Source organism: Streptomyces sp. NPDC050528, from assembly GCF_044457795.1.
GTDB lineage: Bacteria > Actinomycetota > Actinomycetes > Streptomycetales > Streptomycetaceae > Streptomyces.
In genome coordinates this window covers 89,126-115,179 of the sequence record NZ_JBITHH010000024.1, presented here as the reverse complement: position 1 = coordinate 115,179, position 26,054 = coordinate 89,126, and the positions used below count along the sequence as shown (strand labels likewise).

Here is a 26,054-nt window from a genome sequence, read left to right as displayed (position 1 = left end):
CCCCCCCCCCCCCCCCCCCCCCCCCCCCCCCCCCCCCCCCCCCCCCCCCCCCCCCCCCCCCCCCCCCCCCCCCCCCCCCCCCCCCCCCCCCCCCGACCCACCCACACACCCGCTGCGGGCCCCCGCACCTCTGACCCCGGCCCACCCCGATCCCCTCAGGGGCGCGGGGAACTGCGCGACCAGCCCCCACACACCCGCACCCGGCAACGAGAGCCCAAGCCCCCCACCCCCCCCGTCACCCCTCCCGCAACCGCCCCCGCGCCACCATCAACGCGAACCCCAACAAATTCGGCCCCCGCCACCGCTCAGGATCCCCCGCCGCCACATCATCCGCAGCCAGCCCAATCCCCCACACCCGGTCAACAGGACTCGCCTCCACCAGCACCCGCTCACCCGTCCCCAGCAAAAACCCCCGCAGCCCCTCATCCGCCGCGAACTTCCGCACGCTCCCCTCGACGACGATCCCGAACCGCTCCCGAGCCCAGACCCCCTCGTCGAACCCCCGCACCAACCGCCCCGCCTTCTTCGCCTCGGCCGGATGCCCCGCACCCAGCACCCGCGCAAGCGCATCCCCGTCGCCGAACAGCCGCGCTTTCCCCGCCATCATCCAGTGCTCGGCGGTCGCATACGTCACCCCGTCCACCGTGAACGGCGACGGCCACCACTGACTCAGACAGCTCGCGCTCACGCCCCCGTCCGGGCGCGGCCGGTGCCCCCAGAAGTGCAGGTACTTGACTCTCGCCCCTGCCCGCACTTCCCTGATCAGCGCTTCCCGCGAATCGATCTTTTCCACGGCCCCCGCCGCGAGCTTCCCCGTGATCTCGTCCATACACGCGAGTCTTGCAGGCACCACTGACACTCCGTCCCCCCTTTTCCACGAGGACTCGACACCTGGTCGACAGATTCCGTCGCGTAACCAAAAGGCAACAACGGAATCACTTGTTGGAGTCCCTTTGCTCTGTCAGGATCGGCATTCAAATCGAGCTGGAGCTACGCCACCCGCCAGCGGACGAAGCGGGGCGAAGGCGGAGGAGAGCGACATGCACAACCCGGGCAGCGTCACCCCGGACCGATTCCCCGCACAGGAGTACTTCGCGGGCGGCGCGCAGTTCATCGCGGGCCGCCTGACGAAGGGCACCTCGGGCCACACCCACGCCGTCGTCGACCCGGCCACCGGCGAGGACGTCTATACATACGAGCTGGCCGGGACGGCCGACGTGGACGCCGCCGTGGCAGCCGCCCGGGCCGCGTTCCCGGCCTGGTCCGGCGCCACCCCCGGCGAGCGCTCCGACGCGCTGCACCGTTTCGCCGCCGTACTCGCCGAACGCGCCGACGATTTCGCCCGCGCCGAGTCCCTCCAGTGCGGCAAGCCCCTCAAGCTGACCCGCGAGTTCGACGTCCCGGGGACCATTGACAACACGGCTTTCTTCGCCGGTGCCGCACGGCATCTGCAGGGACAGTCGGCGGGGGAGTACTCCGGCGACCACACGTCGTACGTACGCCGTGAACCCATCGGCGTCGTCGGCTCCATCGCGCCCTGGAACTACCCCCTCCAGATGGCCGCCTGGAAGATCCTCCCGGCGATCGCCGCCGGCAACACGATCGTCCTGAAGCCCGCCGAGCTGACCCCGCTCACCTCGCTGATGTTCGCCCAGGCCGCCACCGAGGCCGGCATCCCGGACGGTGTCATCAACATCATCACCGGCAGCGGGAAGGAGGCCGGTGAGCACCTCGTCGGTCACCCCGACGTGGCCATGACGTCCTTCACCGGGTCCACCGCCGTAGGCAAGCGCGTCGCCGAGATCGCGACCGCCACCGTCAAGCGCCTTCACCTGGAGCTCGGCGGCAAGGCACCCTTCGTGGTCTTCGACGACGCCGATCTCGACGCCGCCGTCAACGGAGCCGTCGCCGGTTCGCTCATCAACACCGGGCAGGACTGCACGGCCGCCACGCGCGCGTACGTGCAGCGGCCCCTCTACGACGCGTTCGTCCAGAAGACGGCCGCCCTCATGGCGAGCGTCCGGGTCGGCGATCCCTTCGCCCCGGGCACCGACCTCGGGCCGCTGATCTCGCACGTCCAGCGCGACCGCGTCGCCGGTTTCGTCGACCGGGCGCGTGCCTACGCGCGCGTGGTGACCGGCGGCGAGGCTCCTCAGGGAGATCTCAAGAACGGCGCGTACTATCGCCCCACCCTGGTCGCGGACGCCGCCCAGGACAGCGAGATCGTGCAGTCGGAGCTGTTCGGACCGGTGCTCGTGGTGCTCCCCTTCGACACCGACGACGAAGGCATCGCGCTCGCCAACGACACCCCGTACGGACTCGCCGCCTCCGCGTGGAGCCGGGACGTCTACCGGGCCAATCGCGCGACCCGCGAGATCAAGGCCGGCTGCGTGTGGATCAACGACCACATCCCGATCATCAGCGAGATGCCCCACGGCGGGTACAAGGCGTCCGGCTTCGGCAAGGACATGTCCGCCTACTCGTTCGAGGAGTACACCCAGATCAAGCACGTCATGTTCGACAACACGGCGGTGGCCCGCAAGGACTGGCACCGCACGATCTTCGGGGACCGATAGCAGAACTGACGGCCGCCGAAGCCGCGGCCGTCTCCTCCCGAAAGGGCAGCACGCGCATGAAGCAGTACGAGCCCGACCGCCTGACCCCGGCCGAAGTGGCCGCCGTGCGGCGCAGCTTCCGCAAGAGCCGGTCCGTGATGACCCGCCGTTCGGTGCTGCGCGCCTCCGCGGGCGGCGCGCTCGCGGTCGGCGGCCTCGGCGCCCTCAGCGGCTGCGGGATCCCCGCGGCGGGCAAGACGCAGGGCGGCGTCTCCGCCGACGACCACTCGGCCACGGAGAAGGAGATCGACTTCTCCAACTGGCCCGAGTACATCGACACGGACGAGAGCGGCAACCACCGCCCGACGCTGGACGCGTTCACCAAGCGGACCGGCATCAAGGTCAAGTACACCGAGGACATCAACGACAACGACGAGTTCTTCGGCAAGATCCAGCCGCAGCTCGCCGCCGGCCAGTCCACCGGCCGCGACCTGATCGTCCTCACCGACTGGCTGGCCGCCCGCATGATCCGCCTGGGCTACGTCCAGAAACTGGACGCGTCGAACCTGCCGCACGCCTACGCCAACCTGTCGGACCAGTTCCGCAGCCCCGACTGGGACCCGGGCCGGGCGTACTCGTACGTATGGCAGGGCATCTCGACCGTCATCGCCTACAACAAGAAGGCGCTCGACGGCGTCGAGGTGAAGTCGATCTCCGACCTCCTCGACAACCCCAAGCTCAAGGGCCGCGTCGGCTTCCTCACCGAGATGCGCGACAGCGTCGGCATGACCATGCTCGACATGGGCAAGGACCCGGCGAAGTTCACCACCGACGACTACGACGCGGTCATCGCCCGCCTCCAGAAGGCCGTCGACAAGGGCCAGATCCGCCGCTTCACCGGCAACGACTACACGTCCGACCTCACCAAGGGCGACTTCGCCGCGTGCGTCGCCTGGGGCGGCGACATCGTGCAGCTCCAGGCGGACAACCCGGACGTCGGCTACGTCATCCCAGCCGCCGGCTACATGACGTCGACCGACAACCTGCTGATCCCCAACAAGGCGCGCCACAAGACGAACGCCGAGCGGCTCATCGACTACTACTACGAGCCCGAGCCGGCCGCCGAACTCGCCGCCTACGTCAACTACGTCAGCCCGGTCGCGGACGTGAAGCCCTACCTCGCCAAGATCGACAAGTCGGCGGCGAGCAACCCGCTGATCCTTCCCGACAAGGCCATGGCGGCCAAGTCGCACGCCTTCCGCTCACTGAGCTCGAAGGAAGAGACGGCATACCAGCAGAAGTTCGCAAAGCTCACAGGGGCGTGACGACGATGAACACGACGGACAACAGCGGCGACGTCCGCCTCTCCGGTATCAGCAAGACCTACGACAACGGCTTCACCGCCGTCCAACCGCTCGACCTGACCGTCCCCCAGGGCTCCTTCTTCGCCCTGCTCGGCGCCTCGGGCTGCGGCAAGACCACCACCCTGCGCATGATCGCGGGCCTGGAGGAACCTTCCTCCGGCACCGTCCACCTCGGCGACCAGGAAGTCACCAACCTCCCGCCCTACAAGCGGCCGGTGAACACCGTCTTCCAGTCGTACGCCCTCTTCCCGCACCTCGACATCTTCGAGAACGTCGCCTTCGGTCTGCGCCGGCGCGGCATCAAGTCGGTGAAGAAGCAGGTCGAGGACATGCTCGACCTGGTCCAACTCGGCGAGCAGGCGCGCAAGAAGCCGCACCAGTTGTCAGGTGGCCAGCAGCAGCGTGTGGCCGTCGCCCGCGCCCTCATCAACCACCCGAAGGTGCTCCTCCTCGACGAGCCCCTCGGCGCCCTCGACCTCAAGCTGCGCCGCCAGATGCAGCTGGAGCTCAAGCGCATCCAGACCGAGGTCGGCATCACGTTCATCCACGTCACGCACGACCAGGAGGAGGCCATGACCATGGCCGACACGGTCGCCGTGATGAACGCGGGCCGCGTCGAGCAGCTCGGCTCGCCCAGCGACCTCTACGAGAACCCGAACACCACCTTCGTCGCCAACTTCCTCGGCACCTCCAACCTCATCGAGGCCGAGGTCGACTCCAAGAGCGGCGACGACATCGTCCTCAAGGCGGGCGGCGGCAAGCTCGTCCTGCCCGAGTCGCGATGTTCCGCGCCCACGACGACCGGCGGCAAGGTCCTGGTCGGCGTACGCCCGGAGAAGATCACCCTCACCCACGCCGACGACGCGGGCGAGATCCCGGCCGGCCGCAACCGCATCACCGGCACGATCGCCGACTCCAGCTTCATCGGCGTCTCGACGCAGTACGTCATCGACAGCCCGGTCTGCCCCGAGTTCGAGGTCTACGCCCAGAACATCGACCGCGACACCCGGCTGCGGCCCGGCGCCGAGGTCGTCCTGCACTGGAACCCGGCCCACACCTTCGGCCTCGACGCCGCCCAGGACATCGACGCCGGTGTCGACGTCGAGGAGGAGGCCGCCTGATGGCCGCTGTCACCGAGGCGCCGCCCCTGGCGCCCGCGCCGGAGGAGAAGCCGCCGCGCAAGAAGAGGGGCCGCTGGACGCCGTACTGGCTGCTGCTGCCCGGCATTCTCTGGCTGATCGTCTTCTTCGCGCTGCCGATGATCTACCAGGGCTCCACGTCGATCCAGACGGGCTCCCTGGAGGACGGCTACAAGGTCACCTGGCACTTCGCGACCTACTGGGACGCACTGTCCGAGTACTGGCCGCAGTTCCTGCGCTCGGTCTTCTACGCCGCCGCCGCGACCATCCTCTGTCTGCTGCTCGGGTACCCGCTGGCGTACCTCATCGCCTTCCGCGCGGGACGCTGGCGGAACCTGATCATGATCCTGGTGATCGCGCCGTTCTTCACCAGCTTCCTGATCCGCACGCTCGCCTGGAAGACGATCCTCGCGGACAGCGGTCCGGTCGTGAGCGTCCTCAACACGCTGCACGTCCTGGACGTCACCAACTGGCTCGGCTGGACATCGGGGGACCGCGTCCTCGCCACACCACTCGCGGTGGTGTGCGGACTGACGTACAACTTCCTGCCGTTCATGGTGCTTCCGCTCTACACCTCGCTGGAGCGCATCGACGGACGGCTGCACGAGGCGGCCGGCGACTTGTACGCCAAGCCGTTCACCACCTTCCGCAAGGTCACCTTCCCGCTGTCGATGCCGGGCGTCGTCTCCGGCACCCTGCTGACCTTCATCCCGGCGGCCGGTGACTACGTCAACGCCGAACTCCTCGGCTCCACCGACACCCGCATGATCGGAAACGTCATCCAGACGCAGTTCCTGCGCATTCTGGATTACCCGACGGCGGCCGCTCTTTCCTTCATCCTCATGGCCGCCATTCTCGCCATGGTGACCATCTACATTCGCAAGTCCGGGACGGAGGATCTGGTTTAAATGGCCGTCGTACGCTGGTTCAAGCGCCATCTCGTCGTCATCGCGGGGCTGTTGACCCTCGGATATCTCCTCCTTCCGAACGTCATCGTCACGGTGTTCTCCTTCAACAAACCGAAGGGGCGCTTCAATTACGAGTGGCAGCAGTTCTCGCTGGACGCCTGGAAGAAGCCGTGCGGTGTCGCCGACATGTGCGGCTCGCTCTCCATCAGCCTCCAGATCGCCGTCTGGGCGACCATCGGCGCCACGCTCCTCGGCACGATGATCGCCTTCGCGCTGGTCCGTTACCGCTTCCGCGCCCGCGGCGCGATCAACTCGCTGATCTTCCTGCCGATGGCGATGCCCGAGGTCGTCATGGCCGCCTCGCTGCTCACCCTGTTCCTCAACATGGGCGCCCAACTGGGCTTCTACACCATCCTGATCGCCCACATCATGTTCTGCCTCAGCTTCGTCGTCACCGCCGTCAAGGCCCGCGTGATGTCGATGGACCCCCGCCTGGAACAGGCCGCCCAGGACCTCTACGCCGGCCCGGCGCAGACGTTCCTGCGCGTCACCCTGCCGATCGCGGCCCCCGGAATCGCGGCGGGCGCGCTGCTTTCCTTCGCGCTCTCCTTCGACGATTTCATCATCACCAATTTCAACGCGGGTTCGACCGTCACCTTCCCCATGTTCGTCTGGGGTTCGGCACAGCGCGGCACACCCGTTCAGATCAATGTCATCGGTACGACGATGTTCCTCGTCGCCGTATTGTTGGTGCTCGTTTCCATGGCGATCACCAACCGCCGCAACAAGGTGAAGGCATAACCGCACTATCCCTGTAGGGAGTTGAAATCATGGCCCCAAGCGCCATGAGCCGTAGCAACAACTGGACCAAGTCTCTTTCCGAAGCACGGCCGGTGCCGTTCTGGCTGGACGACCCCGGCAAGCCCCGCCCCGAACCCGCGCTCACCGGCGGCGAGACCTGCGATCTGCTGGTCGTCGGCGGCGGTTACAGCGGACTGTGGACCGCGCTCATCGCGAAAGAGCGCGACCCGCAGCGGGACGTGGTGCTGGTGGAGGGCCGCGAGGTGGGCTGGGCCGCCTCGGGCCGCAACGGCGGATTCTGCGCCGCCTCGCTCACCCACGGACTCTCCAACGGCCTCACCCGCTGGCCCGACGAGATCCACAAACTGGAGGAGCTGGGCGCCCGCAACCTCGACGCGATCGAGAGCGCGGTCGCCCGTTACTCCCTGGACTGCGAGTTCGAGCGCACCGGCGAGATCGACGTCGCCACCGAACCGCACCAGGCCGAGGAACTCCACGACTGGTACGGCGAGTTGGAGAGCAAGGGCCTCGCCGACGGCACCGAGTTCCTGGACGCCGAGGCGCTCCGCGAACAGGTCGCCTCCCCGACCTTCCTGGCCGGCCTCTACGACCGCAGAGGCGTCGCGATGCTCAACCCGGCCAAACTGGCCTGGGGGTTGAAGCGCGCCTGCCTCCAACTAGGCGTCCGCGTCTACGAACACACCCCCGCCCTCGCCCTCAAACCGCACGGCGCCGGCATGGCCGTACGCACCCCGTACGGCTCGGTCCGCGCCCGCCGGGTCGCGCTCGGCACCAACATCTTCCCGAACCTCGTCAAGCGCGTCCGCTCGTACACCGTCCCGGTCTACGACTACGCGCTGATGACCGAACCGCTCAGCGCCGACCAGTTGGCGTCGATCGGCTGGAAGAACCGCCAGGGCCTCGGCGATTCGGCGAACCAGTTCCACTACTTCCGGCTCTCCGCCGACAACCGCATCCTGTGGGGCGGTTACGACGCGATCTATCCCTACGGCGGCCGGGTCCGCGCCGAGTACGACGACCGGCCGGAGACGTACGCCAAGCTCGCGGAGCACTTCTTCACCTGCTTCCCGCAGTTGGAGGGGCTGAACTTCTCGCACGCGTGGGGCGGAGCGATCGACACCTGCTCGCGCTTCTCGGCGTTCTTCGGCACCGCCCACCAGGGCAAGGTCGCGTACGCGGCGGGCTTCACCGGGCTCGGCGTCGGCGCGACCCGCTTCGGCGCGGACGTGATGCTGGACCTGCTCGCGGGGGAGCGCACCGAGCGCACCGAACTGGAGATGGTCCGCAAGAAGCCGCTGCCCTTCCCGCCCGAGCCCTTCGCCTGGACCGGCATCGCGCTCACCAAGTGGTCGCTGGCGCACGCCGATTCACACGGCGGTCGGCGCAACCTCTGGCTGAAGACGATGGACAAGCTGGGCCTCGGCTTCGACAGCTGAGCCCCACCCCTTCCGTGAGATGTGATCCGGTTCACTCCTTCGTGGTGCCCGAACTCGCGTAATGCCCGGCGGAGACCTCCCTCTCTCCTGTGACGCGACCAGCGTCGACATGAGAAAGGGAGGTCTCCTCATGACTGGGGCGAAGACGGCCGTCGAGTGGCTGGCATCCGTAGCTCCGGATCCGGAGGCCTGCCGCTGGGAATGGGAGCGCAACCCCCTCGGGGTCGCGCTGCTGCCCGCCGGCAAGGCCTGGGACGTACTCATCCTGCCGGGTGAGCTCGGTTATCCCACGCTCGATGTGCTCACCAGGGTCATCGATCAACTGGGCCCGGTACTCGTCGACTTCGGCGACGCACGGATGGGCTTCCTCGTACCGCCCGGCACCGCGGCCCGCTGGCTGGGCACCGGAATCCGCACGGCGGGACTCGGCACCTGGATCGTCGTGCCGTACCCCGGCCGGTCGACCGGGGGAGTCCGCTGGCTGGTTCCACCGGACGGCTCCGGCACCCTCACCGACCCCGCGCTCCTCGAACTCGCCATGCACGAGGCGGCGGCGGGGCTGGCCACGGAAGGGGAGGACGGGAGGGCGGGTAACTGATCGAGGTCTTGACAAGCTAATTGGTCTGGACCAAATTGGGCGCGCTCCACCCCTCCAATTCCCCCATGCCCGGAGGCACTTGTGGACCGCACCAGACCCGTCCTCACCATGCTCACGGCCCTGGCCCTGGCCGTATCCGGATTCACCGCGCTCTCGTCGGCCGCCCGTGCGGCCGACGCGGACCTGGCGAAGAACGGAGGCTTCGAAGCGGGCCTCGACAGTTGGTCCTGCACCGCGAACAGCGGTACGACGGTCAAGTCGCCCGTGCACGGCGGCAGTTGGGCGTTGCAGGCGACCCCGGCCGGCAACGACTACGCCCAGTGCGCGCAGACGGTGACCGTGCAGCCCAACTCCCAGTACTCGCTCGCCGGTTACGTCCGCGGCAGCTACGTCTACCTCGGCGCGAGCGGCACCGGCACCACCGACGTCTCCACCTGGACCCAATCGGCCCCCGACTGGCAGCAGTTGACGACCAGCTTCCGCACCGGCCCGTCCACCACCAAGGTCACGATCTACACCCACGGCTGGTACGCCACCGGCGCCTACTACGCCGACGACATCTCCCTCATCGGCCCGGCAGGAAACGTAGGACAGCCGCCAACCACCCCGACCGGCCTGGCCGTTGGCTCCATCACGTCCTCCTCCGTCGCCCTCTCCTGGTCCGCCGTCACCGGCGCGACGAGCTACGCGATCTACCGCGACGGGGTCAAGGTCCAGACGGCGAGCGGGACTTCGGCCACCGTGAGCGGGCTGTCGGCCGCGACGGCGTACAGCTTCCAGGTCACCGCGGTGAACGACGCGGGCGAGTCCGCGAAGTCGGCGGCGGTCGCTGCCACGACGTCCACCGGCTCGGGCCCGACCTCCGGACTGCCGACCCACGCCCTGGTCGGCTACCTCCACGCCAGCTTCGCCAACGGCTCCGGCTACACGCGCCTGGCGGATGTCCCCGACAGCTGGGACGTCATCGACCTGGCCTTCGGTGAACCCACCTCCGCCACCTCGGGCGACATCCGCTTCAACCGCTGCCCGGTCAGCGAGTGCGCGAACGTCGAGAGCGACGCCGACTTCAAGGCGGCCATCAAGGCCAAACAGGCGGCGGGGAAGAAGGTGTTGATCTCCATCGGCGGCGCCAACGGCCAGGTCCAACTCACCACGACGGCAGCCCGCGACACCTTCGTCTCCTCGGTCTCGAACATCATCGACACCTACGGCCTCGACGGCCTCGACATCGACTTCGAAGGCCACTCGCTCTCGCTGGACGCGAGCGACACGAACTTCAAGAGCCCCACAACTCCCGTCGTGGTCAACCTCATTGCGGCCCTGAAGACCTTGAAGGCCAAGTACGGCTCGAAGTTCGTGCTGAGCATGGCGCCCGAGACGTTCTTCGTGCAGATGGGCTACCAGTTCTACGGCACCGGCAAGTTCGGCGGCCAGGACCCGAGGTGCGGGGCGTATCTGCCCGTCATCTACGCCCTGCGCGACGACCTCACGCTGCTCCACGTCCAGGACTACAACTCGGGCCCGATCATGGGCCTCGACAACCAGTACCACACCATGGGCGGCGCCGATTTCCACATCGCGATGACCGACATGCTGCTCACGGGCTTCCCGGTCGCGGGTGACACGACCAACATGTTCCCGGCTCTGCGCCCCGACCAGATCGCGATCGGCATGCCGGCGTCGGTCAACGCGGGCAACGGTTACGTGGCTCCGGCGGAGGTCACGAAAACCCTGGACTGCCTGACGAAGAAGGTGAGTTGCGGCTCGTACGCGACCCACGGCACCTGGCCGACCCTGCGCGGCCTGATGACGTGGTCGGTCAACTGGGACCGCTACTCGAACTGGGAGTTCCAGAAGACGTTCGACGGCTACTTCGGCTGAGGAACAGCCGTAGCGAAGTGAGCAGCACCGTACCGAGGCACCAACTGGCCACCACGTCCAGTGGCCAGTGGTAGCCCCGCCTGACCAGGCCGAAGCTGACGCAGGCGACGAGAAGGGCGCAGGCGATGACGGCTCCGCGACGGGCGTACGACGTCCGGAGCCATGGGAGGAGAACCAGAGTCGCGGAGCCGTAGGCGATCATCGCGGTGGCCGTGTGGCCCGAGGGGTAGTAGCCGGTGCCGGGTGGGACCGCCGGGGTGCCGCCGCGGGCGATCAGTTCCTTGAGGGGGACGACGATCGCCGGGACCAGGGCCATCAGCACGGCCGCCGCGAGGGGTGGCAGCCACCAGCGGTGTGTACCTGTGGCACGGCCGCGCCCGCCGACGTAGACGAGGACGACGACGAGGACCGGGACCGCGACCTGGATGTTGCCGAGGTCGGCGAGGAGTTCGGAGGCGCGGTCCGGGTGGACGAGGGCGCTGCTGAGGCGGGTGTCCAGGCGGAGGAGGGGGCCGTCGGCCGCGACCTGCCAGGTGATCACCGCGAAGAGGAGCGCGGGAAGGGCGAGAAGCAGCCAGAAAAAGGAGGTCGGCCGGCCCGGAACAGGGGGGGTAGTTCCGGGCCGGCCGTCCGGATCGGATGGTCGGCCGCCCCGGGGGGTTTGGGGCGGGCGACTGTCCGATCGGTGAGGAGATTCGGAGCCGGAGGCTCCTGTTGTGTGCGCGAGGGCACGACCAGGTCGAAGCTGGGGAGGCCCCGGCCTGAAATCACCCACAGTCCCCTGTGGGCGGGGTGTATCTCTCATCTGGGTAGAACCTACGGCAGCGGCTGCGGGTACGACAGGCGGAATCGCGTCCCGTCATGCACCCCGCACACCTTCTTCACACGGCCCGACGCCCGCCGCCCCGGCCCGTGAATGGCTCCGGGCGAAACGGGTGGGGCGGTTGAGGCGTATGAGGCTCAACTCCTGTGCGAGAGCTGGGAGTTGCATGTGGCCGGGATGCACGGGCGGGGGTGGCTCAGATACGTGCGAACGCCTGCTCGATGATGTCGAGCCCCTCGCTCAACAGATCGTCGCCGATGACCAGCGGGGGCAGGAAGCGCAGCACGTTGCCGTAGGTGCCACAGGTCAGGACCAGCAGCCCCTCCTGGTGGCACGCCTTGGCGAGCGCGGCCGTCGCCTCCGGGTTCGGCTCCTTGGTCGTACGGTCCTTGACGAGCTCGATGGCGATCATCGCGCCGCGTCCGCGCACGTCGCCGATGATGTCGAACTTCTCCGCCATGGCCCCGAGCCGGACCTTCATGACCGACTCGATGTTCTTGGCCTTGGCGTTGAGGTCCAGCTCCTTCATCGTCTCGATGGCGCCGAGCGCACCGGCGCAGGCGACGGGGTTGCCGCCGTAGGTACCCCCGAGCCCGCCGGCGTGGGCCGCGTCCATGATCTCGGCGCGCCCGGTGACGGCGGCGAGCGGCAGTCCGCCCGCGATGCCCTTGGCGGTGGTGATGAGATCCGGGACGACACCCTCGTCCTCACACGCGAACCACTGACCCGTACGGCAGAACCCGGACTGGATCTCGTCGGCGACGAAGACGATCCCGTTGGCCTTGGCGAACTCGCTCAGCGCGGGAAGGAAGCCCTTCGCCGGCTCGATGAAGCCGCCCTCGCCGAGGACCGGCTCGATGATGATCGCGGCGACGTTGTCGGCGCCGATCTGCTTGTTGATCATGTCGATGGCCTGCGCGGAGGCCTCGGCACCGGCGTTGTCCGGACCGGTCGGCCAGCGGTAGCCGTAGGCGACCGGAACGCGGTAGACCTCGGGCGCGAACGGCCCGAAGCCGTTCTTGTACGGCATGTTCTTCGAAGTCAGCGCCATGGTGAGGTTGGTGCGGCCGTGGTAGCCGTGGTCGAAGACGACGACGGCCTGCCGCTTGGTGTAGGCGCGGGCGATCTTGACGGCGTTCTCGACGGCCTCGGCGCCGGAGTTGAACAGCGCGGACTTCTTCGCGTGGTCACCCGGGGTCAGCTCGGCGAGCGCCTCGGCGACCTCCACGTACCCCTCGTACGGCGTGACCATGAAACAGGTGTGGGTGAAGTCGGCGAGCTGCGCGCTCGCCCGGCGTACGACGGCCTCGGCGGAGGCGCCGACGGAGGTCACGGCGATACCGGAACCGAAGTCGATCAACCGGTTCCCGTCGACGTCCTCGATGATCCCGCCGCCCGCGCGCGCGGTGAACACGGGCAGCACGGAGCCCACACCGGCCGCGACCGCGGCGGTACGGCGGGCCTGCAGCTCCTGCGACTTCGGGCCGGGGATGGCGGTGAGAACGCGGCGCTCCTGCGGAACAGCGGTCATGAGGGGCTCCTGGGGTGGTGCGGACGCTTTTCTTCTTTCTTCCTTTCTCGCAGGCTAGGGCGGGGGGTCGGGGGTGGGCATGCTCCATGTGGGCGGTGTCGGCCGGCCGGGTTGTCCGTGGTGGACATGGCGGCCCGGCCGGGGAGTGTGGCGATCCGGCCGTGTAAGCGGTGAACTCCCCTTGTGGGCGCGTTAGATTGACTCGCTGACGGTGTACGGAACGGCTGGTCAAGGGGCGAGGGCGAGGACGATGGACAGCGACGGGACGCGGGACGCGCGGGGCACGCATGCGAACCCGGTGCCGCGTCCGGCGGGGCCGACGGACCCGCCGGGGGAGCGCGCCGTACCGCCGAGGCCGGCGCACGCACCGAGCGCGCCCGCGCCCGCCGTGGCCGACTGGCTCGACGAGCCCCGGCCCGCCGCGGGACCCGGCATCTGGCGCTTCGGATACCGCGTGCCCAAGCCGGAGCGGAACACCGAGCGGTTGTCACCGATCACCATCGTCGGCGTCGTCGTCCCGCTCGTCGTGGGCATGGTGCTCTGGTCGCTGTGGAAGCACGGCAGCATCCCCTACCAATGGGCGCTGCTGAGGGTGCTCACACCGAGCGACTGGTGGTGGGGCGGCACCACCACGCCCAAGGGCAAGGGCGTCGAGGCCGTGGCCGTCGCCGACGGCGTGTTCTTCGGCATCCTGGCCTTCGGGATGGCGCGCCTGGGCAGCTGGCCGGACATCATCCGGCACCTCGTCACCCGCCGCCCGCAGCCGGCCCGGGCGCTCCTCGCCCTGCTCGGCGCCGTGATCGCCGTGAACGTGATCGTGACCCCGAGCGCCTTCCCCTCGGTCGGCTGGCACGCGCTCCCGGTGGCCGATCCGCTGTACTACCTCATCGACCTGCTGCCGGGCGGCCGCGGCTTCATCTCCACGCCGCTGATGGGCAACCTCCTCTACGTGGTCATCGGCGTGCTGGTCGTCTGGCCGTTCGCCCGGATCGGCGGCTGGCTGCCCTTCCTCCGGGAGCGCCACGGCGCGGGCGGCACCGCGGCTCAGACGGCCGTCGCCGAGCAGGCACCGGCAGCAGGGTCACGGTCGCACTGGCCCGAGCTGCGGGAGGCGGGGCAGTTCGACGCCGCCGACATCCTCACCGCCGAGGTGCAGGCGGGGCGGATGAACGACGTGGACTGCGCCCGCGTCGAGCACGCCTGGCGGCGGGCCCGGCGGACCGGCGACCTCGCGGGCTTCACCCACACCGTGCTGCGTTCCGGGGGCGGCTCCTGGATCCACCCCTCCGGCGCCCGCGATCTGCCGGGCCGCATCGCACGGCACGACCTGCTCGCCGGACAGGTGCGGATCGGGACCTGGACCGCGGGGGAGCGCACCCCGCTCGCCTATCGCGGCGTCGGCAGCGCGCTCGGCCCGGACACGCTGGGGACCTCGCTGCTCGTCGTCGGACCCTCGGGCTCGGGCAAGACGCGGCACGTGGTGCGGCCGGTGGTCGAGAACCTCACCCTCCAGGCCCTCACCGGCCGGTGCGCCGTCGTCGTGGTGTGCGCGACCGGCGCGCCGCTCGGCCCGGACGACGCGTTCGACGTGATCGTCCGCGTCGGCGACCCGGCGTCCGTCCACGACCTCGACCCGTACGCCGAGTCCGACGACCCCGACGAAGCCGCAGCCCTGCTCGCGGAGGCCCTCGTCGGCGACCTCGACACCGTGGACACCCAGCGTGCCGCCGCCACCCTGGCCCAGCTCCTCGGGCCGTACCGGGCCGCGTACGGCAGGTTCCCCACCGTGCCCGTGCTGCGCGAACTCCTGGAGAGCGAGCCCAGGGTGCTGGCGGAGCTGAGCGCGGCGCTCACAGGCGACAAGCACGCCGTGATGCGCCGGGAACTCGACTCCCGCATGCGCCATGCCGGCGGTGGCAACGACCCCGGCGAGGCCCTCGCCGACCGGCTCGCACTGCTCGACCGCCCGGTGTTCGCCGGGTTCTTCGGAGCGGAGGGCGGGACCGTACGGCCGTTCTCGCTGCGAGCCGTCGCCCACCATCCGCTGCGGGTCCGGATCGACCTGCCCGAGCATGGGCACGGCGAGGCCGCCCGGCTGCTCACCCGGCTGGTCCTCGCGCAGTTCACCGCGGTGGTCCGCGGCCGTGAACGCGGGCACTTCGCGTGCCTCGTCCTCGACGACGCCACCGGCACGGTGAACACCGAGTCGCTGCGCCGGATCCAGCGGCTCCGCTCCGAGGACGCGGGTGTCGTCCTCGCCCTGCGCACCGTCGGCGATGTACCCGAGTCTCTGCACGGCCCGCTCTACGGCGCCGTCGGCTGCCGCATGGCGCTGGCCGGCGTCACCACCTGGGACGGCAGCCGTTTCGCCCACGCCTGGGGCACCGAGTGGGTGGAGACCAAGGACGTCGCCAAGCACACGGTCTTCGCCGACCAGCCCATGACCCGCGCCATCCACGCCCTGCGCAAACTGGTCACCGGCAAGGCCGTCACCACGGAGGCCGTGACCGTCCGCCAGGTCGAGCGGGACCGCTGGTCCGCGTCCGAACTGGCGCACGGGGTGCCGGCCGGCCACGCGGTGCTGTCCCTGACCAGCGTGAAGGGGGAGCACGCACCCCCGCTGCTGGTGGATCTGCGGGCGCCGGAGCTCTGAACCGGACATACAGGTACGTGATGACCATACGGTGAGGCAGAATCGGCACAGCCAGTTCATACGCGACGGCCAAAAGATCGACATGATCGCCAGCTCTTCCTCCACCTGAAGGCACCATGCCCCCCACGCTCGCCTCCCTCGTCCACCACTCCGCACTCAAGCTCACCGTGCGCGCCGGCGAGGACCGGCTGGACGTGCCCGTCCGCTGGGCGCATGTCAGTGAGCTGGCGGACCCGGTGCCGTACATGGAGGGCGGGGAGCTGCTGCTGACCACCGCGTTGAAGCTGGACGCGGAGGACGCCAAGGCCATGCGGCGGTATGTGAAGCGGCTGGTGGGCGCGGGAGTCGTCGGGCTGGGGTTCGCCGTCGGGGTCAACTACGACGAGATCCCGAAGGTTCTGGTCGACACCGCCGAGGAAGAGGGGCTGCCACTCCTCGAAGTCCCCCGCCGCACCCCCTTCATCGCCATCAGCAAAGCCGTCTCCGCGGCGATCGCCGCCGACCAGTACCGCTCCGTCACCGCCGGCTTCGCCGCCCAGCGCGAACTCACCAAGCAGGCCCTCACCGACGGTCCCGAGGGACTCCTCGCCGCTCTCGCCGCGCAGGTCGACGGCTGGGCCGCGCTCTACGACGCGTCCGGCGCCGTCGTCGCCACCGCCCCGGAGTGGTCGGGCCGCCGCGCCGCCCGGCTCACGGCGGACGTGGAGCGGTTGCGGGACCGGCCCGCGCCGGCCTCGTCCGTCGTCGGCGGACCGGACAACGAGGACCGCGTCGAACTCCACACCCTCGGCACCGGCCGCCGCCCCCGCGCCGCACTCGCCGTAGGAACCGCATCCGCGCTCGGTACGGCGGAGCGCTACGCCGTGCACTCCGCGATCGCGCTCCTCACCCTCACCACGGAACGCTCGCGGTCCCTCCAGGCCGCCCATGAACGGATCGGCGCGGCCGTGCTGCGGCTGCTGCTCGCCGGGCACCCGGACCACGCTCGGGCGGTCGCCGGGGATCTGTACGGCGGGCTGCTCGACGCGCCGTTCCGGATCATCGTGGGGGAGTCGACGGACGGTGAGCCCCTGGACGGGCTCGCCGAGGTCGTGGAATCCGCCGCGGCGCGGTCCGGGGAAGCCGTGCTCGTCGTACCGGAAGGGCCGGAACGGCTCGTGGCGCTCGCCGTCGACGGCGGAGCCGCGGTCGAGGCGTGCGCGGAGTACGCGGCGACGCTGGAGGGCGAGCGGGCGGGCGGCGGACAGGAACAGGGGGGCGAGGAGCACGAACTCGTCGTCGGGCTCTCCGCGCCCGCCGGGCCCATCGCCGCCGCGGCCGCCTACAAGCAGGCCGAGCAGGCGTTGTCCGTGGCCCGGCGGCGCGGGCGCGTGCTCGTCGAGCACGAGCAACTGGCCGCTGGGTCCGTGCTGCCGTTGCTCGCCGACGACGCGGTGCGCGCTTTCGCGGACGGGTTGCTACGGCCGCTCGCCGAGCACGACGCCACCGGGCGCGGGGATCTCGTCGCCTCGCTGCGGGCGTGGCTGTCCCGGCACGGGCAGTGGGACGCGGCCGCCGCGGACCTCGGGGTGCACCGGCACACCTTGCGGTACCGGATGCGGCGGGTCGAGGAGATCCTCGGGCGGTCGCTGGACGATCCGGACGTACGGATGGAGTTGTGGCTCGCGTTGAAGGCGACGGCCGCCGCGGAGTGACCCTTCCTGCCGACACCCTCTGCCGAACTGGAGTGTCCGCGCCGGGCACTGCTACGGCCCGGACAAACGCACCCTCGCTTCCCCGCACCTACGGTGGACCGAGAAGCACCGAGCAACACCGAGTACACGCACCCCCAACGCGGAAGGGCCGGCACACGCAATGCCCAACGAAACTGTGGCAGTCACCCACGCCTTCTGGCTCGCCGGCCGCCAGGCCACCGGCGAGGACACCTTCGACGTCACCTCGCCCTGGGACGGACGCCTCGTCGGCAAGGTCAGCGTGCCGACCGACGCCCAGGTCGAGGAGGCGGTGGCCGCCGCCCACGCCGTACGGGACGAGTTCGCCGCCACCCCCGCCCACGTCCGCGCCGCCGCTCTCGACCACGTCAGCCGGCGTCTCGTCGAGCGCACCGAGGAGATCGCGCAGCTCATCTCCGCCGAGAACGGCAAGCCGATCAAGTGGGCGCGCGGCGAGGTCGGCCGCGCGGTGTCCGTGTTCCGGTTCGCGGCGGAGGAGGCCCGGCGCTTCAACGGCGGCGAGGCCCAGCGCCTCGACACCGACGCCGGCGGCCAGGGCCGGCTCGCCCTCACCCGGCGCTTCCCGAAGGGTGTCGTCCTCGGCATCGCGCCCTTCAACTTCCCGCTCAACCTCTGCGCCCACAAGATCGCCCCCGCGATCGCGGCCGGCGCCCCGATCATCCTCAAGCCGGCCCCGGCCACCCCGCTCTCCGGCCTGATCATCGGCGACCTCCTCGCCGAGACCGAACTGCCCGCCGGCGCCTGGAGCATCCTCCCGGTCGCCAACGACCACATGCCCGCCCTCGTCCAGGACGAGCGGCTGCCCGTGATCTCCTTCACCGGTTCGGAGAAGGTCGGCTACGCGATCATGGACTCGGTGCCGCGCAAGCACTGCACGCTGGAGCTGGGCGGCAACGGCGCGGCCGTGGTCCTCGGGGACTACTCCTCCGACGCCGACCTCGACTGGGCCGCGACCCGCATCGCCACCTTCTCCAACTACCAGGGCGGCCAGTCCTGCATCTCCGTGCAGCGGGTCATCGCCGACGCGTCCGTCTACGACCGGCTGCTGCCGCGCATAGTCGCCGCCGTCGAGGCCCAGGTCACCGGCGACCCGAGCGACGACAAGACCGACGTCGGGCCGCTGGTCAGCGAGGCCGCCGCGCAGCGCGTCGAGTCGTGGGTCCAGGAGGCCCTCGAAGCCGGCGCCTCCCTCCTCACCGGCGGCAAGCGCGACGGCGCCTCGTACGCGCCGACCGTCCTCACCGACGTACCGGCCGACACGACGATCTCCTGCGAGGAGGTCTTCGGACCGGTGCTGACCGTCACGAAGGTGGACGGCGAGGCCGCCGCCTTCGCCGCCGCCAACGACTCCAAGTACGGCCTCCAGGCAGGGGTGTTCACCCACGACGTGCAGGTCGCCTTCCGCGCCCACCGTGCGCTCGAAGTCGGCGGTGTCGTGATCGGAGACGTCCCGTCCTACCGCGCCGACCAGATGCCCTACGGCGGCGCCAAGCAGTCCGGTGTCGGCCGCGAGGGCGTCAAGTTCGCGATGGACGACTACACCTACGAGCGCGTGCTGGTCCTCACGGGCCTCGCGCTCTGACCGGGCTCGGGAGGAGAGGGGAACGGTCGCTCTGACCGTTCTCTCACCCGACGACTCTAGCTAATGGGATCCATTTTCATATAGCCTCCTCGGAGGGGCCCGGCACCGATGCCTTCCGGTGCCGGGCCCCTTCTCGTCGGCTGCTTCCGGACCCTCAGCCGGAGAAGCCGACATGCGCGAGCCGCAACGGCCCGCGCAGCTTCAGGTGCACATCGTGCAGGCCCTCGGCCACGATCCCGGCGCCGAGCGTGGTGTAGTCGTACGGGCCCGACGTCGGTGCGGGCAGGGCGAGTTGAGCGAGCGCCGGGCCGCCGTCCAGGGACAGTTCCACGACGCCCTCGCCCGCCACCTCCACGGTCACCTCTGTGACGCCCGCGCCGAAGTCGCAGTGCCGGTAGGTCAGTTCGGCCGCACCGCCCTGCGTCGGGGTCACGGCGTCGCCCGTCACCTTCGTGCGGTCGACGATCTCGCCGCCCGACTGCTCGTCGAAGTCGGCCGCGTCCAGGCCGTGTTGGAGGAGGGGGCGGGGTGCGGCGGGCTCGCCGGTGAGTCTCACCGTCGTACGGAGACGGATGTCCTCGCTGGAGGCGCCGAGGAAGAGGTCGTACGGGCCGGGTTCCAGGCGCCAGCCGCCGCGCTTCACATCCCAGAACTCGAAGGCGGACAGCGGGACTTCGAAGGAGAGCACCGCTGCCTCGCCCGGGGCGAGTGTCACGCGGCGGTGTGCGATCAGTTCGCTGAGCGGGCGGGGGACCGACGGGTTCACCGCGCTGCTGTACAGCTGCGCCACCTCGTCGGCTGTCACGTCGCCGGTGTTCGTGACCGTGAACTGCACGTGCATCGCCCCGAGTTCGACCTGCGTCCTGAGGTCGTCGTACGTGAAGGACGCGTACGACAGGCCGTGCCCGAACGGGAACAGGGGGGTGCCCTCGAAGTAGAGGTAGGTCTGTCGGCCGCCGATCACGTCGTAGTCGAGGAGATCGGGCAGGTCGGAGTCGGCGGCGTACCAGGTCTGCGGGAGGCGGCCGGCGGGGGAGACGTCGCCGGCGAGGACGCGGGACAGGGCCGTGCCCGCCGCCTGGCCGCCGTGGGCGGTCCACAGGATCGCGGGGAGGCCGGCCGGGTCGACCGTGTACGGGTACGCGGAGACCAGCGCCAGGACCGTGTTCGGGTTGGCGGCGCGGGCCGCCCGCAGGAGGCGTTCCTGGTGGCTGGGGAGGCTCAGGGTCGTACGGTCCTCGGTCTCGCGGCCGTTGATGTGCGGGTCGTTGCCCGCGACGACGAGCACCACGTCCGCCGCCTCCGCGACCCGGGCCACCGCGTCCTCGCCGCGTTCGGCGATCACCAACTCGAAGATTTCTCCGCCCTCTTCGGCAACCTTCACGCCGTCGGCGGCGACAGAGACGTGGCGACCCGTACCGATGTGCAGCAGGAGGTGACCGTTCTCGTGGGGTTCCAGGCGGAATGTCTCCTGGACGACCCAGCCTCCGGGCTGGTCGGCGGAGGCGCGGACATAGCTGTCGTCGGCGACCGAGAGGTACCGGCCGTCGGGCGCGCGGAGGGTGAGGACGCCCTCGCCCCAGTCGACGAGGGCGAGTTCGGTGCCGGTGTCGTCCGTGGTGAGGGGCGGGAGGTCGGTGCGGCCGGCGAGGAGGGCCGGGTCCAACGCGCCCTCGGCGCCGCGTACTTCGTCTTCCACGTCCGCCAACGGGACGTGCAGGAAGGTGCCTTGGGCGGTGCGGAGCCGGATCCGGTCCACGCCCTCCGCGAACTCGACGCGCTCGGCGCCGAATCGCTCGTACAGACCCTCCAGTGGAGTGGAGCGGTGGATCAACGTGCCGCTGTACCAGTCGAGTTTGCACTCGTCCGCGAGCAGGCCGACGACGGCGAGGCGGGTGTCGTGGGCGAGGGGCAACAGGGCGTCGTCGTTCTTGAGGAGGACGACTGCTTGTTCGGCGGCTTCTTGGGCGAGCGCCCGGTGCGCCGGGGTGTCGAAGTCCTCGGTGCCGGTGTGCGGGTCGTGGTCCGGGTCGAACTCGCCGAGCCGGAACCGCACCGAGAGCTGCCGGCGGACCGCCGCGTCGACGTCGGCCTCCGTCAACAGCCCCTGATCCAAAGCCCCTTGGACCCGCGCCACGATCGTCGAACCGTCCGTGCCGTGATCGGTGAAGCTGTCCACACCGGACAGCAGCGAGGCGGCCGTCGCCTCCTCGTGGGTGTCGAAGTAGTGCTCGGAGTCGACCAGGTTGGAGGGCGCCCCCGCGTCCGAGCAGACCAGCAGGTCCTCCTCGGTCCAGGTGCGCAACTGCTCGCGCAGATACGGCGAGACGTGGTTGGGGCGGCCGTTGACCAGGTTGTACGCGGGCATCACCCCCGCCACCGCGCCCGCCTCGACCGTCTCGCGGAACGCGCGCAGGTCGTATTCGTGCAGCACGCGCGGGCGGACGGACGAGGACGAGATGTCGCGGCCCGTCTCGTTGTTGTGGGCGAGCCAGTGCTTGAGCACGGGGGCCGTGCGCCAGTACGTCGGGTGGTCGCCGCGCAGGCCGCGCGTGTACGCGGTGGCGATCGCCGAGGTCAGCTTCGGGTCCTCCGAGTAGCCCTCCTCGTTACGGCCCCACAGCGGGTGGCGCAGCAGATTCACCGTCGGGGACCACACGTTGAGGCCGACGCGGTCGTCACGGGCGCGCATCGCGCGGACCTCCTTGGACACCGCGTCGCCGACCCGGCGTACGAGATCCTCGTTCCAGGTCGCGCCCAGGCCCACCGCCTGCGGGAAGACCGTCGCCGGGCCCATCCACGCGACGCCGTGCAGGGCCTCCTGGCCGGTGCGGAACGCGGCGACGCCCAGACGCTCCACGGTGGGCGCGTACTGGTGCAGGAAGCCGACCTTCTCGTCGGGGGTGAGCCGTGCCAGCAGGTCGTCGATGCGCTTCGCGAACGGCAGGTGCGGATCACGGAAAGGCGGCGTAGGCGGCGTTTGTGCGGTCACGTGGGGTTCCCCTTGCGATGGAGCGGCGCGGCTCTTTCGAAGCGCTTCGATGCTGATTCGATGCGCGTCGGGTGTCAAGACACCTTCACCGTTATTTCAAGCAGCACATACGGACAGGTCATGCCCCGCACCTCCGAGGAATCTTGGGAGCGACCCTTGTGCACCCTTGGGTGTTCACTTAACCTCGCAGCAACATCGAAGCGCTTCGACTAAGTGCTCTGTTCCACTCAAGACACCGCAGCCGACGGCTCCACCGCCGGGTGTCCTGGTGCGCCATGAAGGGTTGACGCAATGACGCCGAACGCCTCCGCCGCCTCCGCTCCCAGCCGGAGAAGCTTCCTCGCCTCCACGGCGGTCGTCGCCGCAGCGGTGGCGGGAGGGGTCCCCTTGCTCTCCGCCTGCGGGGCCTCGGACAGCGGGTCGGGCGGGGGCAGTTCGGAGGGCAAAGGCGTCAAGAAGCTGCTGCCGGCGTTCGTGGCCAGCAACGTGGTGACCCCGGACCTTCCCTCCAAGAACGGCTCCGCGATCGGCTTCTCCAGCAAGCTGGACCTCGCCACGCTGAAGACCTCGGTACCGAAGAAGCTCGGCAAGGGCGGCAAGGTCACCATCATGTCGCCGTTCTGGGGCTCCCCGCCGAAGAGCGACAACGCCTACTACAAGGCGATGAACAGCCTCATCGGCGTCGACGTGGCCTGGCAGAACCAGGACGGCAACACCTACGACCAGAAGCTCGGCGCGGTCCTCGCCTCCAGCGACATCCCGGACGTCGTGGTCGTTCCCGGCTGGAACATGGGCGGCAAGATACCGAGCGCCATCATCGGCAAGTTCGCCGACCTCGGCCCCTACCTCGCCGGTGACAAGGTCAAGGACTATCCGAACCTCGCGGCGATCCCGTCCGACGCCTGGCAGCGCTGCATCTTCGGCGGCGCGCTCCGAGGACTGCCGATGCCGTCCTCGTACGTTCCCAACATCGTGCCGCTCTACCGCAAGGACATCTTCGACAAGGAGGGGTACGAAGTCCCCACCTCCGCCGACGAGTTCATGGCCCTGGCCAAGGAGATCACCAACGCCAAGGCCAAGCGCTGGGCCTGCCTGGACATGAAGTGGACAGCCTTCAACGCCTGGGGCGTGCTCTCCGGCAGTGAGAAGTCGCTCGGCTGGAACCTCGTCGACGGCAAGCTGATCAACCGCGTCGAGACCCAGGAGTACCTCGAAGCGCTGGAGTGGACCCGCAAGCTCTTCGCCGCCGGATACGTGCACCCCGACGCCAAGTTGGGCAAGAGCGCGGCCACCGACCCGGGCCCCAAGTTCGCCGCGGGCGAGTTCCTCATCTACAACCAGGACATCTCGCAGTGGTGGAGCCGCACCGCCGAACAGGCCACGCAGAACCCGGACTACAAGATCTGGGGCATGGACATCTTCGGCCACGACGGCGGCGACCCGACTCTCTGGGCCGGCGAACCGGCCAACATCTTCGCCTTCATCAGCAAGAAGGCCTCCGAGTCCGTGATCCGTGACGCGCTGGCCGTCGCCAACGTCACCGCCGCGCCGTACGGCACCAAGGAGTACATGCTCACCAACTACGGCGTGGAGGGCACCCATTACACCGTCAAGAACGGTGTCCCCACCAAGACCGACCAGGGCAACAACGAGGTCATCAACGCCTACGTCATGGTCGCCAGCCCCGCCGCCACCATCGCCCACCCCGACTTCCCCGAGGTCGCCAAGGCGCAGGTCGAGTGGCAGCAGCGGATGGGCGCCTTCACAAAGAAGTCGAGCTTCTACGGCCAGCAGATCACCGAGCCGAGCCGCTACACCAACCTCTCCAACGACTTCGAGCAGTTGGAGGACGACATCACCCGCGGCCGCAAGAAGATCAGCGACATGCAGCAGGCCGTCTCCGACTGGAAGAGCAAGGGCGGCGACAAACTCCGCGCCTGGTACCAGAAGTTGCTCGACGACAACGGCACGGCGGCGAGCTGACCGGGTACCGAGGCAAGGAGAACGGCCGTGTCCCACAGCACGGTGCCTCGGAGCAGGGCCGAGGCCGACACGACGGGCAAGACCCCGGTGGCGTCCGGCGGCGCCACCGGCCCCCGACGCAACCGCCCCAAGGCAAAGGTGAGTTGGCGGCTCAGGTTCAGACGCGACCGCGTCCTGCTCCTGATGACCCTGCCGGCCGTCCTGCTCATCCTGGTCTTCAACTACCTGCCGATCCTCGGCAACATCGTCGCCTTCGAGGACTACGACCCCTACGTCAGCGACAACGGCATCGTCTCGATGCTGCACAGTCCCTGGGTCGGCCTGGAGAACTTCCAGCAGATCTTCGCGGACTCCGCGTTCTGGAGCGCCGTACAGAACACACTGGTCCTGTTCTTCCTCCAGCTCATCCTGTTCTTCCCGATCCCGATCCTCCTCGCGCTGCTCATCAACAGCGTGGTCAGGCCCCGGGTCCGGGCGATCTCCCAAGCGATCCTCTACCTCCCGCACTTCTTCTCCTGGGTGCTGGTCATCGCCGTCTTCCAGCAACTCCTGGGCGGGGCGGGCCTGTTCTCGCAACTGCTCCGTCAACACGGCTTCGACGGTCTCGACGTCATGACCGACCCGAACACGTTCAAGTTCCTCGTCACCGCGCAGAGCGTGTGGAAGGACGCGGGCTGGGGGATCATCGTCTTCCTCGCCGCGCTGTCCTCCGTCAGTCCCGATCTGTACGAGGCTGCCGCGATGGACGGGGCGGGGCGGTGGCGCCGGATGTGGCACGTGACGCTGCCTGCACTCCGTCCCGTGATCGCGCTGCTGTTGGTGCTGCGCGTCGGTGACGCGCTGACCGTCGGCTTCGAACAGATCCTGCTCCAGCGCGACGCCGTGGGACCGGGAGCGGCGGAGGTCCTCGACACCTTCGTCTGGTGGAACGGTGTCCGCAACCAGGACTTCGGCTACGCGGCCGCCGCCGGACTCGTCAAGGGCGTGATCAGTCTTGGGCTGGTCCTCGCCGCGAACAAAGTGGCCCACCTCATGGGTGAGCAGGGGGTGTACAAGAAGTGACCGCCGTCATCGACCAACCCGTCGACAGCTCCAGGTCCGCCAAGTCCGCACGGCCGCCCGGGCGTTGGGCTGCGCCCCCTCGGCCCACCTGGGAGGAGGAACCCGGCAAGGTCGGGCTCGCGGGCAAGGGGCTCGTCCTCACGATCGCCTGTCTCGCCATCCTCTTTCCGCTGTGGATCGTCCTCGTCACCAGCCTCTCCTCCCGCAAGACCATCGATCAGGCCGGTGGGCTCGTCATGGTGCCGAAGGGGATCACGTTCGTCGCGTACAAGGAGCTTCTCAGCGGCGGTCAGGTCACCCGGGCGGCGATCATCAGCGTCCTCATCACCGTCGTCGGCACGCTGTTCTCCATGGCGGTGTCTGTTCTTTGTGCGTACGGCCTCTCTCGTATCGGGTCGCTCGGGCATCGGTGGATTCTGATGATGATGCTGGCGACGATGTTCTTCAGCGCCGGGCTTATTCCGACGTATTTGCTCGTCCAGTCGCTCGGCCTGACTGACAGTTATCTCGCGTTGATCCTGCCCAGCGCTCTCAGCGTCTTCAACATCCTTGTGTTGCGCGGGTTCTTCATGGGGATCTCGCAGGAACTCATCGACAGTGCGCGGATCGATGGTGCCGGTGACTTCCGGATTCTTTGGGTCATCGTCATGCCGTTGTCGCGGGCTGTGTTGGCTGTCATCACGCTCTTTTATGCCGTGGGGTATTGGAGTGCCTGGTTCAATGCGTCGCTGTATTTGAACGACCAGGACATGATGCCGTTGCAGAACGTCATGATTCAGCTGGTGCAGAAGCAGGAGGCTCCCGTGGGGCTTGGTCAGGCGATCAAGACGGGGGAGTTGTCCGGGCTTGCTGTGCAGATGGCGGTCATGGTGATGGCGTTGTTGCCGGTGGCTGTGCTTTCGCCGTTTGTGCAGCGGCATTTTAAGAAGGGGATGCTTACGGGCGCCGTTAAGGGATGAGTTCGTAGTTTTCTGCGGGTGCGTGGGGGCTGG

The 26,054-nt window shown here is 69.2% G+C and carries 18 protein-coding genes; 14 read left to right on the top strand and 4 right to left on the bottom strand.

Translation table 11 applies throughout. The features are described from left to right. Positions 1-235: 235 nt before the first annotated feature. A complete protein-coding gene (locus ACIBK4_RS49525; protein WP_399006602.1) occupies positions 236-829 on the bottom strand; it encodes an NADAR family protein in 594 nt (197 codons plus the stop codon). A gap of 211 nt (positions 830-1,040) precedes the next feature. On the opposite strand from ACIBK4_RS49525, the gene ACIBK4_RS49520 reads away from it, so the two are divergent. The 8 genes from ACIBK4_RS49520 (at position 1,041) to ACIBK4_RS49485 (ending at position 10,703) form a co-directional block, all read left to right on the top strand. Beyond that, a complete protein-coding gene (locus ACIBK4_RS49520) occupies positions 1,041-2,576 on the top strand; it encodes a gamma-aminobutyraldehyde dehydrogenase (RefSeq protein ID WP_399006601.1) in 1,536 nt (511 codons plus the stop codon). A gap of 56 nt (positions 2,577-2,632) precedes the next feature. Further along, positions 2,633-3,880: a PotD/PotF family extracellular solute-binding protein gene (locus tag ACIBK4_RS49515; protein ID WP_399006599.1), complete on the top strand. Its 1,248-nt coding sequence runs from the start codon at positions 2,633-2,635 to the stop codon at positions 3,878-3,880. 5 nt (positions 3,881-3,885) lie between these two features. Beyond that, positions 3,886-5,040, top strand: coding sequence for an ABC transporter ATP-binding protein (locus ACIBK4_RS49510; RefSeq protein WP_399006597.1), 1,155 nt, complete (start codon positions 3,886-3,888; stop codon positions 5,038-5,040). Continuing rightward, a complete protein-coding gene (locus tag ACIBK4_RS49505; RefSeq protein ID WP_033284911.1) occupies positions 5,040-5,966 on the top strand; it encodes an ABC transporter permease in 927 nt (308 codons plus the stop codon). The genes ACIBK4_RS49510 and ACIBK4_RS49505 overlap by 1 nt, the downstream gene beginning before the upstream one ends. Further along, positions 5,967-6,767, top strand: a complete 801-nt coding sequence (locus ACIBK4_RS49500) for an ABC transporter permease (protein ID WP_399006594.1) — start codon at positions 5,967-5,969, stop codon at positions 6,765-6,767. Positions 6,768-6,796: 29 nt separating this feature from the next. Next, complete coding sequence (locus ACIBK4_RS49495) at positions 6,797-8,224, top strand: NAD(P)/FAD-dependent oxidoreductase (protein WP_399006592.1); 1,428 nt, start codon at positions 6,797-6,799, stop codon at positions 8,222-8,224. A gap of 130 nt (positions 8,225-8,354) precedes the next feature. Continuing rightward, a complete protein-coding gene (locus tag ACIBK4_RS49490) occupies positions 8,355-8,822 on the top strand; it encodes a hypothetical protein (RefSeq protein WP_399006590.1) in 468 nt (155 codons plus the stop codon). Between the two features lie 108 nt (positions 8,823-8,930). Further along, complete coding sequence (locus ACIBK4_RS49485; protein ID WP_399006609.1) at positions 8,931-10,703, top strand: chitinase; 1,773 nt, start codon at positions 8,931-8,933, stop codon at positions 10,701-10,703. On the opposite strand, the gene ACIBK4_RS49480 is transcribed toward ACIBK4_RS49485, so the two are convergent. Beyond that, positions 10,642-11,244, bottom strand: a complete 603-nt coding sequence (locus tag ACIBK4_RS49480; RefSeq protein WP_399006588.1) for a phosphatase PAP2 family protein — start codon at positions 11,242-11,244, stop codon at positions 10,642-10,644. The two genes, ACIBK4_RS49485 and ACIBK4_RS49480, sit on opposite strands and share 62 nt — an antisense overlap. A gap of 478 nt (positions 11,245-11,722) precedes the next feature. Then, positions 11,723-13,057: a 4-aminobutyrate--2-oxoglutarate transaminase gene (gabT, locus tag ACIBK4_RS49475; protein WP_366436916.1), complete on the bottom strand. Its 1,335-nt coding sequence runs from the start codon at positions 13,055-13,057 to the stop codon at positions 11,723-11,725. A 250-nt stretch (positions 13,058-13,307) separates the two neighbouring features. Between gabT and ACIBK4_RS49470 the strand changes: the two genes are divergently transcribed. The 3 genes from ACIBK4_RS49470 (at position 13,308) to ACIBK4_RS49460 (ending at position 19,025) form a co-directional block, all read left to right on the top strand. Continuing rightward, positions 13,308-15,710: an ATP/GTP-binding protein gene (locus tag ACIBK4_RS49470; RefSeq protein WP_399006585.1), complete on the top strand. Its 2,403-nt coding sequence runs from the start codon at positions 13,308-13,310 to the stop codon at positions 15,708-15,710. A 116-nt stretch (positions 15,711-15,826) separates the two neighbouring features. Beyond that, positions 15,827-17,404: a PucR family transcriptional regulator gene (locus tag ACIBK4_RS49465; RefSeq protein WP_399006583.1), complete on the top strand. Its 1,578-nt coding sequence runs from the start codon at positions 15,827-15,829 to the stop codon at positions 17,402-17,404. 175 nt (positions 17,405-17,579) lie between these two features. Beyond that, positions 17,580-19,025 carry an aldehyde dehydrogenase family protein gene (locus ACIBK4_RS49460; protein WP_399006607.1) on the top strand — a complete coding sequence of 482 codons (1,446 nt, stop codon included), beginning with the start codon at positions 17,580-17,582 and terminating at the stop codon, positions 19,023-19,025. A gap of 154 nt (positions 19,026-19,179) precedes the next feature. Here ACIBK4_RS49460 and ACIBK4_RS49455 read toward each other — a convergent pair whose 3' ends face one another. Next, positions 19,180-22,017 (bottom strand): glycoside hydrolase family 3 C-terminal domain-containing protein, encoded by a 2,838-nt coding sequence (locus tag ACIBK4_RS49455; RefSeq protein WP_399006581.1) that lies wholly within the window; start codon positions 22,015-22,017, stop codon positions 19,180-19,182. Between the two features lie 291 nt (positions 22,018-22,308). On the opposite strand from ACIBK4_RS49455, the gene ACIBK4_RS49450 reads away from it, so the two are divergent. Genes ACIBK4_RS49450 through ACIBK4_RS49440 form a run of 3 tightly spaced genes read left to right on the top strand, consistent with a single transcriptional unit; the run spans position 22,309 to position 26,021 of the window. Then, positions 22,309-24,000, top strand: a complete 1,692-nt coding sequence (locus ACIBK4_RS49450) for an extracellular solute-binding protein (RefSeq protein ID WP_399006579.1) — start codon at positions 22,309-22,311, stop codon at positions 23,998-24,000. Positions 24,001-24,027: 27 nt separating this feature from the next. Continuing rightward, a complete protein-coding gene (locus ACIBK4_RS49445; protein WP_399006577.1) occupies positions 24,028-25,062 on the top strand; it encodes an ABC transporter permease in 1,035 nt (344 codons plus the stop codon). Beyond that, positions 25,059-26,021, top strand: a complete 963-nt coding sequence (locus ACIBK4_RS49440) for a carbohydrate ABC transporter permease (protein ID WP_399006575.1) — start codon at positions 25,059-25,061, stop codon at positions 26,019-26,021. Before ACIBK4_RS49445 ends, ACIBK4_RS49440 begins: the two co-directional genes overlap by 4 nt. The last annotated feature ends 33 nt before the right edge of the window (positions 26,022-26,054 follow it).

Coding starts and splice junctions, on each gene's coding strand:
- ACIBK4_RS49525 (WP_399006602.1), bottom strand. CDS start 829: ATGGACGAGATCACGGGGAAGCTCGCGGCGGGGGCCGTGGAAAAGATC.
- ACIBK4_RS49520 (WP_399006601.1), top strand. CDS start 1,041: ATGCACAACCCGGGCAGCGTCACCCCGGACCGATTCCCCGCACAGGAG.
- ACIBK4_RS49515 (WP_399006599.1), top strand. CDS start 2,633: ATGAAGCAGTACGAGCCCGACCGCCTGACCCCGGCCGAAGTGGCCGCC.
- ACIBK4_RS49510 (WP_399006597.1), top strand. CDS start 3,886: ATGAACACGACGGACAACAGCGGCGACGTCCGCCTCTCCGGTATCAGC.
- ACIBK4_RS49505 (WP_033284911.1), top strand. CDS start 5,040: ATGGCCGCTGTCACCGAGGCGCCGCCCCTGGCGCCCGCGCCGGAGGAG.
- ACIBK4_RS49500 (WP_399006594.1), top strand. CDS start 5,967: ATGGCCGTCGTACGCTGGTTCAAGCGCCATCTCGTCGTCATCGCGGGG.
- ACIBK4_RS49495 (WP_399006592.1), top strand. CDS start 6,797: ATGGCCCCAAGCGCCATGAGCCGTAGCAACAACTGGACCAAGTCTCTT.
- ACIBK4_RS49490 (WP_399006590.1), top strand. CDS start 8,355: ATGACTGGGGCGAAGACGGCCGTCGAGTGGCTGGCATCCGTAGCTCCG.
- ACIBK4_RS49485 (WP_399006609.1), top strand. CDS start 8,931: ATGCTCACGGCCCTGGCCCTGGCCGTATCCGGATTCACCGCGCTCTCG.
- gabT (WP_366436916.1), bottom strand. CDS start 13,057: ATGACCGCTGTTCCGCAGGAGCGCCGCGTTCTCACCGCCATCCCCGGC.
- ACIBK4_RS49470 (WP_399006585.1), top strand. CDS start 13,308: ATGGACAGCGACGGGACGCGGGACGCGCGGGGCACGCATGCGAACCCG.
- ACIBK4_RS49465 (WP_399006583.1), top strand. CDS start 15,827: ATGCCCCCCACGCTCGCCTCCCTCGTCCACCACTCCGCACTCAAGCTC.
- ACIBK4_RS49450 (WP_399006579.1), top strand. CDS start 22,309: ATGACGCCGAACGCCTCCGCCGCCTCCGCTCCCAGCCGGAGAAGCTTC.